Here is an 8,388-nt window from a genome sequence, read left to right as displayed (position 1 = left end):
CCTCCTCTCGTTTCGGTAGCTAGAGCCGGTTAGGCGTTGTCGCTTTCAGACTTCTTCTCAGCCTTCTTAGCTTCTGCCTTTTCAGCCGGAACTGCAGCGGAAGAATCCTCAGCCTTTTCTGCCTTATCTTCCTGTGGCTTCTGCATCATTTCGGCAGTCTGCTCACGCAGCTCCTCAAACTTCTCAGCCGCCTGCTCGCGCAGCTCGGCAAGACGCTCCGCCTGATGATCCGCATACTCGTGCAGACGCTCAGCAGCCTGCTCACGCAGCTCAGCGAACTTCTCAGACTGCTCCGCAGCGTACTCCTGCAGGCGAGCCAAGGAATCCGAAGTGCTATCGGAAACCTTGCCGTACATCTCATCCACGTAGGAGGAGAAGTCCTGCAGAATCTTCGCGCGGCGCAACTTCTGCGAAGGAGTCAGGTAGCCATCTTCCTCGGTCAGGTCACGGTTCATGATGCGGAACTCGCGAATACCCTCGGCGCGGGAAACCAGCTGGTTCGCCTCATCCACAAGCTTCTGAATTGCGGCGCGAACTGCCGGGTGAACGGCCGCCTCCGGGATGGTCAGCGAACGCGGCAGACCCAGATGCTCCAGCTGCTCGGGCAGGGTATCCGGATCCAGCGTCACCAGCGCCGCAATGAACGGCTTCTCATCGCCAACCAGCATCGCCTGAGACACCAGGGGAGAAGTGCGCAAATGGCTCTCCGCAATACCAGGAATCACGTTCTTACCGCCGGCGGTGACAATGATTTCCTTCTTGCGGCCCACAATCTTCAGGTAGCCCCGCTCATCGAAACGAGCCAGGTCACCGGTGCGGAACCAGCCGTCCTCGGTGAACGCATGAGCGTCCTCTTCGGGGTTCTTGTAGTAGCTGCTAATCACGCCCACGCCGCGGACCAGAAGCTCACCGTCCTCAGCGATGTAGCCTTCGGAACCGGGGATGAGCGGGCCAATCATGCCGATCTGGTACGGGTTGATGCGGCCAACAGCAATCGGGGCGCAGGTCTCGGTTAGACCGTAACCTTCAACAACCTGCACACCCACCGCGTGGAAGAAGTGCGCCAGGCGCTCGCCGAGGGGGCCGCCACCGGAAACCGCGTAGCGAAGCTCGCCACCCAGGGCGGCACGCAGCTTCGAGTAGACCAGCTTGTCGTACAGGGCGTACTGAGCCGCCAGTTTGATGGGCACGCGACCCTCAACCTTCGCCTGCGACCAGCGCACCGCGATGTCGGTGGAACGCTCGAAGAGAGCCTTATTGAACTTGCCGCCCTTCGCTGCCTTCGCCATGGCGCCCTCGTACACCTTCTCAAAGACGCGGGGCACCACCAGCAGCATGGTCGGCTTGAAGCTATCCAGATCAGAAGCGAGGTTCTTAATGTTGGGGGAGTGGCCGATGACCAGGCCGGCATCCAGCGCCAGAACTTGAATCAGGCGCGCCAGAACGTGCGCGAGCGGCAAGAACAGGATGGAGGAGTTGCGGGGGTTGGCAATCTCGGGCTCAACCAGCTTGGTGTTGACGCTCAGGTTCAGGAAGTGGCCGTGAGTCAGCGCGCAACCCTTCGGGCGGCCAGTCGTGCCGGAGGTGTACACAATGGTCGCGAGGTCATCGCAGCCGGCGGCGGAACGCACCTGCTCCAGCTGCTCATCGCCCACCTCGGAGGCGCGGGCGCTCAGAGCATCCAGGTCGCCGTTCTCAATGACCCAGCGGTGCTTCAGCTGCATGGGCTCTTCGGTCGTGGAGGCGAACTCCTCAGCCTCCGCGATGCGCGCCAGGAGCTTCTCGTCCTCAACGAAGATGGCGGTCGCCTCCGAGTGCGCGAGCGCCCATGCCGCCTGCGCGGGGGCGTTCGTCTCGTACACCGGCACGGAGATAGCGCCCGCGTACCAAATCGCGAAGTCAATGACGGTCCACTCGAAACGGGTGCGGCTCATAATGCCCACACGGTCACCCGGGCGGATACCCGCAGCAATCATGCCCTTCGCCAGGTCGGTCACCATCTGGTGGAACTGCTGGGCGCGAACCGGCTGCCAGTTACCCGGAGACATCTGGCGGCGGTACAGCACAGGGTTAGTGCTGTCGGCGCGGTGACGCTCAACAATGCTCGTCAGATTCAGCGAGGGGTCGACGAGAACCTCAGCGGGAGCGGAGAAGACTTTCATAATGCGCCTTTCAAATCAGGGCGTAAGCTCGGGCGGTCCGGTGCCGCGGGCTGTCCTCGATTTCTCGAGGTGCCGTGATGGCTTTCTGAGTGTTCTGCGCACCGCGGCGGGTGATGCATGCGCCGGTTGGTGCGTGGAACCTTCAGAATTTAGTGGTTTAGGGATGCGACAAAAGCTTGAACGGTGGAGAGAAGATACTCGGCGTCGTAGTCGAGCGTTGCCACATGGTAGCTGCGGGTCAGCCACCTAAATTCTACAGGAACTGAACAATGTTCGAGAAAATATTTATGGGAGCTATCCGACACAGTATGATCGCCCAGTGAACGCACATACAGAACCGGCGCCTTCAACTGCGGAATCAGCGCACGCGTCTCAGCACCCAAAAGATGCAGCTGATGTACCGCCGCCGTCGGAACGATAGAATACGCGCCCTCGCTCACACCAGGAACCGCAATATCGGAGCCAATCGCCTTGAGCATCGGCAGAACCTTAGAGACCTTGCCCGCATGGCGCATCAGCGGGTTCACATCCACCATGTAGGGGTTGATCAGCACCGTACCCGCCACCGGCAGACGAGCCGACAGATGAGTTGCCACCGTGCCACCCATCGACATGCCAATGACCACCACACGCAGACCCTGATTGGTCAGGCGGCGGTACCCCTGCTCGGCAGAATCCAGCCACTGCTGGTACGTGCTATCACGCAAATCCTGCCAACGGGTGCCGTGACCGGTCAGCAACGGCATCTCCACCGCATAACCAAGCTTCATAAAATGCTGAGCCAACGGGCGCATACTATGCGGCGAACCCGTAAAACCGTGCACCAGCAAAATACCCATAGAATGCTGCGCAGGGTCAGGACTAAAGGAAACTGGGGAGTGATCGAACGCCTCCTGGTCGCCCTCGAGGCGACGCGCCAGAGAATCCTTAACATTCTGGGTCGCTAGAAGCCTGCGCTCGCGAGCCTTACGGAGCATCCGCTTGAGCGGCTCCAACGAGTTATCAAAAATGCTCATGGTCCTCCTTCGCCAACCTGCGAGAACATGAACGCAGGTGCAGGCTCTATAGCGTACCCCGACCGGCTACCGCGGGCACAGCGCCGATACCGGTATATCGCCTCCAGCGCACCCAATACACCGGTGCGCAGAAAAATCGTTCTCTTTTCTTTAATTATCGCGCGTTCCCTCGCGGCTCTCCAGACACGCTAGAATTGAGCCGGGAACATTCAGAGAGGAGACCCCATGCCTAACACCGCCCTCTATTCAACCTTTAAGATTCTTGGCTCCCCCCTGCTGCAGGGACTGTACCACCATGACGTGGTGGGCCTTGAGAATCTGCCCGAGGGTCCCTACATCGTTGCCAGCAACCACCTGGCGTTCTGCGACTCCATTTTCATTCCTCACGCCATGCCTCGCACCGTGAACTTCCTCGCCAAGAGCGACTACTTCACCACCCCCGGCGTCAAGGGCCGTGCCATGGCAGCATTCTTCCGCGGCGTCGGTCAGCTGCCCATAGACCGCTCCGGCGGCCAGAAGAGCCAAGAATCCCTCAACGCCGGCGCGCAGGTCCTCAAGGACGGTGGCGTGATTGGCATCTACCCCGAAGGCACCCGCAGCCCCGATGGACGCGGTTACCGTCCCAAGGTTGGCGTCGCCCGCCTTGCCCTGGAAACCGGCGTGCCCGTAGTGCCCGTCGGACAGATTGGTACCGACCTGATTCAGCCCTCCGGCTCGAACCGTATTCGCCTGCGCCACGACGGCAAGCCCATTCAGGTGCGCACCATTATTGGCAAGCCCCTCACCTTCGAGGAATACACCGACGGTGCAGATATGAGCCACCGTGTTCAGCGCGAAATTGCCGACCGTATCGGCTCCGAGATTCGCGCCCTGAGCGGTCAGGTATACGTGGACGTGTACGCCGACCGCGTCAAGAAGCTTATGGCTGATAAGAACATGAGCGCTGATGAGGCAGTCGCACATCTGCAGCACTAAACCTGCAGCACTAAACATTGAGACAGCACCCCAAACGGGTGCGCACATACGCCAGAGGGCGGGATGCGGTAGACGCCGCATCCCGCCCTTTCGTATGCCGTTCTGCAACGGCGCTCATCAACCCGCTTATCGTCGACACCTGGTGGTGCCATCTAAACATATGAGATGTACCTGACTACAGGGTTAGGTGTTGAAGCAAGCAAGAGTACAATTAGTCTATTCATCCCTGAGAACCACGTGCACGCACGCCGAACACGGCGCACCGGGCACCCGAACCAGGGTCGAATCAGAAAACGCACAAGACCATCCCGATGGAGTGAAGATGAGCAATCAAAACCTCAGCACCTCGCAGGCCACCGACCACGGCCTAGACACCTGGCGTCAGCTGCACATTGACCAGCAGCCCACCTGGAGCGAGCACGAAGATTTTGAGAGCACTATCGCCGAGCTGAACTCGGTACCGCCGCTCGTCTTCGCCGGTGAGGTCGACGCAATGCGTCAGGCACTCGGCGAGGTTGCTGAAGGCCGCGCATTCCTCCTGCAGGGCGGCGACTGTGCAGAAACCTTCGCGGGCGCAACCGCTGACAAGATTTCCGGCCGCGTCAAGACCATCCTGCAGATGTCTGCAGTGCTCACCTACGGCGCATCCATGCCCGTGGTGAAGATGGGTCGCATGGCGGGTCAGTTCTCCAAGCCCCGCTCGGCAGACATGGAAACCCGCGGCGACGTCACCCTGCCCTCCTTCCGCGGTGAGACCGTCAACGGCTTCGACTTCACCCCCGAAGCACGCGTACACGACCCCAAGCGCATGCTGCGCGGCTACCACACCAGCGCCTCCACCCTGAACCTGGTGCGCGCCTTCACCAAGGGCGGCTTCGCAGACCTGCGCGCCGTGCACCAGTGGAACCGCGGCTTCACCTCCAACCCCGCGCACGAGCGTTACGAGAAGACCGCTAACGAAATCGGCCGCGCCCTCAAGTTCATGGAAGCCTGCGGCGTGAACTTCGAAGCTCTCAAGACTACCGACTTGTACGTCGGCCACGAGGCACTCGTTCTGGACTACGAGCGTGCTCTGACCCGCATCGACTCCCGTACTCAGCTGCCCTACGACACCTCCGCACACTTCCTGTGGATTGGCGAGCGCACCCGCGGCGTCGACGATGCACACGTGGACTTCCTCTCCAAGGTCCGCAACCCCATCGGCGTGAAGCTGGGCCCGACCACCACCGCTGAGGACGCACTCGCACTGATCGACAAGCTCGACCCGAACCGCGAGCCCGGCCGCCTGACCTTCATCACCCGCATGGGCGCGAAGAACATTCGCGAGAAGCTGCCCTCGATTGTTGAGGGCGTGCAGGCCGAGGGTGCGAAGGTTGTCTGGGTAACCGACCCGATGCACGGCAACACCATCTCCGTGCCCTCCGGCTACAAGACCCGCCGCTTCGACGACGTGCTCGACGAGGTTCGCGGCTTCTTCGAGGTGCACGAGGCTCTGGGCTCGTTCCCCGGCGGTATCCACGTGGAGATGACCGGCGACGACGTGACCGAATGCCTGGGCGGCTCCGACGCTATCGACGAGGCGGCACTGGCTGACCGCTACGAGTCCCTGTGCGACCCGCGCCTGAACCACTCGCAGTCCCTGGAAATCGCGTTCCTGGTCTCCGAGTACCTCAAGAACCGCGCATAAAACGTTCACGCTTTTCACCGCGATAGTTGGCGGAGAGTAGCAGACGCGACAATGCCCGGGTCTTCACTCACACTGAGTGAAGACCCGGGCACGTGCGTTTAAGTAGCGCGCGGTACAAACGGGGAAAAGACGCTCAGGAAGGCGCGTTGCTAGAAGGTCAAGAACGCCTCAATATTGCGCCACCACTGCGACTGCACGAGCGAGGTTGCAAGCCACCAGCCGGTGAAGCTCGAACCCATACCCAGCAGAATGAGCGCGAGAGCCCAACCGCCCACCGCCATACCAGAGGGCGGAGTCCTAAATTGCTTAGCCGGAAGGCGAGGATCCTTCTGCGAAGACTGCTCGGAATCCTGAGAAGAAACGGCCTCCTCAGCCGGTGAAGCCTCAGCGGCGCTCGCCGAGCCCTTAGACTTCGGGCGGCGCGCACCCGAGGGGTTCAAGGAACGCTCCGCGTGAATCGGGGCGTACTCGCCGTTAGCTGAGATGAACTCCTGCTCCGTCTGCGGACCAATGCCGACGGATTGAGTCAGCGGGCCCCTCGCCGCGGAGGCGCGGCGGTCCATGAACGACCCTATGCCGCGCTTGCCGGACTTACCCTTTGCGCCGTCGTGCTCCTGGTCACCGTCAGATTCGACACCGTCAGATTCGTCATCATCGGAGGCGGAACGCACCAGCGGCGGAATGCCCTGGCGGTTCAGCACGGAGTCCTCCGCGTCCACGTCGGCAAGGTGCACGCCCTGACCCGCTGCCGAGGCATCGTACACGAGGCTGTCGGGGGAGTAGACATCGTATGCCAGAAGGTCGCGGGCATCGCTAAACGCGCTAATCGGGGTGTTACGCACCATCTGTGCGGCACCGCTACGCTCCGCAATATCGGCAACAGCCTCCCAGAGAGGAAGCTCCGGCTCCGGGCACGAGGGTGCACGCCATGCACGCTCGGACTCACCCAGCGACTCAGAAATCTCCAGCAGAGCCGTGAACAGCTCGGTCGCATCCTCGGGGCGGGCGTGAGGCTGCTTGCGGGTACACCACGAAATCAGCCCCGCAATATCGCGGTCCGCACCCGGCGCAACATCGGTCAGCGCGGGCATCTCAATATTCGCGTTGTGATAGAGCACCTGCTGGTCATTCTCTAGGCCCACAAAGGGCAGGCGGCCGGAAAGCATGCGGTACATCATCACGCCGAGCGCAAAAATATCGGCCTGCGCGCCGACCTTCACCTTCGGATCCAGAACCTCCGGCGCCACGTAGGCGGGGGTACCCATGGGGGCGCCCGCATCCACCTGGTCGTCACGGCGGGAGAGGCCGAAGTCCGTGAGTTTTACCTGACCGTTAGCGTCGAGAAGAATATTGCCCGGCTTGATATCGCCGTGCAGGTAGCGGTTCGCGTGAACTTCGGAGAGCGCCTCCACCACCGGAATGAGGATGTCCAGCGCCTCACCCAGCGAAAGTGCGTTACGCACACGCAACAGCTGGCTCAGGGTACAACCGTGTACGTACTCGAGCACGATGTACATGACCATCTGACCCGAAAAATACTCGGTACCCGAAGAAATCACGCCCACCGTATGCCCGCCGCCGCCCACCTGGCGCATCGAACGCTCCTCACGGTGGAACTTCTGGCGGTTCGCCGCATCCTCAGCGAGAGCGGGGGAGAGGACCTTGAGCGCGACCGGGTTATTCGACCATAGGTCCAACGCGTAATACACCTCGCTCATGCCGCCGCGGCCAATGAGCGAACCCACCTGGTAATGACCCTCAATAATGGCGCCACTGAGCCACTGCGAAGAACCAATAGCGGTATCCGGGGCAGCGGGACGAGTGGCGGGAGGAACAGAAGTATTAGAGGAACGGGGGTTCACGGGAGAAATCCGGCGTGGGCTGGGAGTATTCATACGTCTCAACATTTTAGCCCGCCCACCTGGGCAGACGCGATGCCAAAGAGCGCCGAGCAGGTGAACACTCAGCGAACTCTTAAGAAGCGCCAGCGGGTCCGGCCCCAATGCACGAACAGCGGGTAACACGCAAGAACGAAGAATCCGGGAGGGGCGCCGAACCTGCGGCGGGTCAAAAGTGGTAAATACGTGCCAGCTCTGGCACTCTTAAAAGGTGACTAACGAAAATATTGCTCAGACCTTCGCCCTCGTCGGCGAGTGGGTAACCATCCCCGAAATTGCGCAGGCCCTCGACCTGAAGGTGACCCGCGTTCACAACCTGATTTCTGACGGTACGCTCATCGCTCTGCGCGACCCGGAAACCAACGTGCGCAAGGTTCCCGCGCTGTTCCTAAACGGCTCGCGCGTGCTCGAATCCCTCAGGGGCACCCTCGTGGTCCTGAAGGACTCCGGTTTCAGTGATGAAGAAGCTATCGTGTGGCTGTACACCAACGACGACTCCCTGCCCGGCCGCCCCATCGACGCACTGATTGACGGTCGCAAGACTGAGATTCGTCGCCGCGCGCAGGCACTGGCTTGGTAATACTAGCCTGGTAACACCGGCTTGGTAATACTGGCATGGTAATACCGGCTCGGTACTATAACTCAAGAGT

At 61.1% G+C, this 8,388-nt stretch carries 6 protein-coding genes; 3 read left to right on the top strand and 3 right to left on the bottom strand.

The features are described from left to right. Window positions 1-29: 29 nt before the first annotated feature. Together QZ540_RS07510 and QZ540_RS07505 are read right to left on the bottom strand one after the other, a co-directional pair. Window positions 30-2,162, bottom strand: coding sequence for an AMP-binding protein (locus QZ540_RS07510; RefSeq protein WP_294628891.1), 2,133 nt, complete (start codon window positions 2,160-2,162; stop codon window positions 30-32). 149 nt (window positions 2,163-2,311) lie between these two features. Then, entirely contained in the window at window positions 2,312-3,178 is an 867-nt protein-coding gene (locus QZ540_RS07505) for a carboxylesterase (RefSeq protein ID WP_294628890.1), read from the bottom strand. Between the two features lie 225 nt (window positions 3,179-3,403). Between QZ540_RS07505 and QZ540_RS07500 the strand changes: the two genes are divergently transcribed. Both QZ540_RS07500 and QZ540_RS07495 read left to right on the top strand, forming a co-directional pair. Beyond that, window positions 3,404-4,153, top strand: a complete 750-nt coding sequence (locus tag QZ540_RS07500) for a lysophospholipid acyltransferase family protein (RefSeq protein ID WP_294628889.1) — start codon at window positions 3,404-3,406, stop codon at window positions 4,151-4,153. 322 nt (window positions 4,154-4,475) lie between these two features. Then, window positions 4,476-5,840: a class II 3-deoxy-7-phosphoheptulonate synthase gene (locus QZ540_RS07495; RefSeq protein ID WP_294628888.1), complete on the top strand. Its 1,365-nt coding sequence runs from the start codon at window positions 4,476-4,478 to the stop codon at window positions 5,838-5,840. A 149-nt stretch (window positions 5,841-5,989) separates the two neighbouring features. Here QZ540_RS07495 and QZ540_RS07490 read toward each other — a convergent pair whose 3' ends face one another. Further along, on the bottom strand, window positions 5,990-7,702 hold the full coding sequence (locus QZ540_RS07490; RefSeq protein ID WP_294628886.1) for a serine/threonine-protein kinase: 1,713 nt from the start codon (window positions 7,700-7,702) through the stop codon (window positions 5,990-5,992). Window positions 7,703-7,949: 247 nt separating this feature from the next. On the opposite strand from QZ540_RS07490, the gene QZ540_RS07485 reads away from it, so the two are divergent. Then, on the top strand, window positions 7,950-8,318 hold the full coding sequence (locus QZ540_RS07485; RefSeq protein ID WP_294628884.1) for an Rv2175c family DNA-binding protein: 369 nt from the start codon (window positions 7,950-7,952) through the stop codon (window positions 8,316-8,318). The last annotated feature ends 70 nt before the right edge of the window (window positions 8,319-8,388 follow it).

This window comes from uncultured Rothia sp., from assembly GCF_916049665.1.
GTDB lineage: Bacteria > Actinomycetota > Actinomycetes > Actinomycetales > Micrococcaceae > Rothia.
Note: the sequence above shows the minus strand (reverse complement) of the source record. Positions and strands in the feature narration are given on the sequence as shown.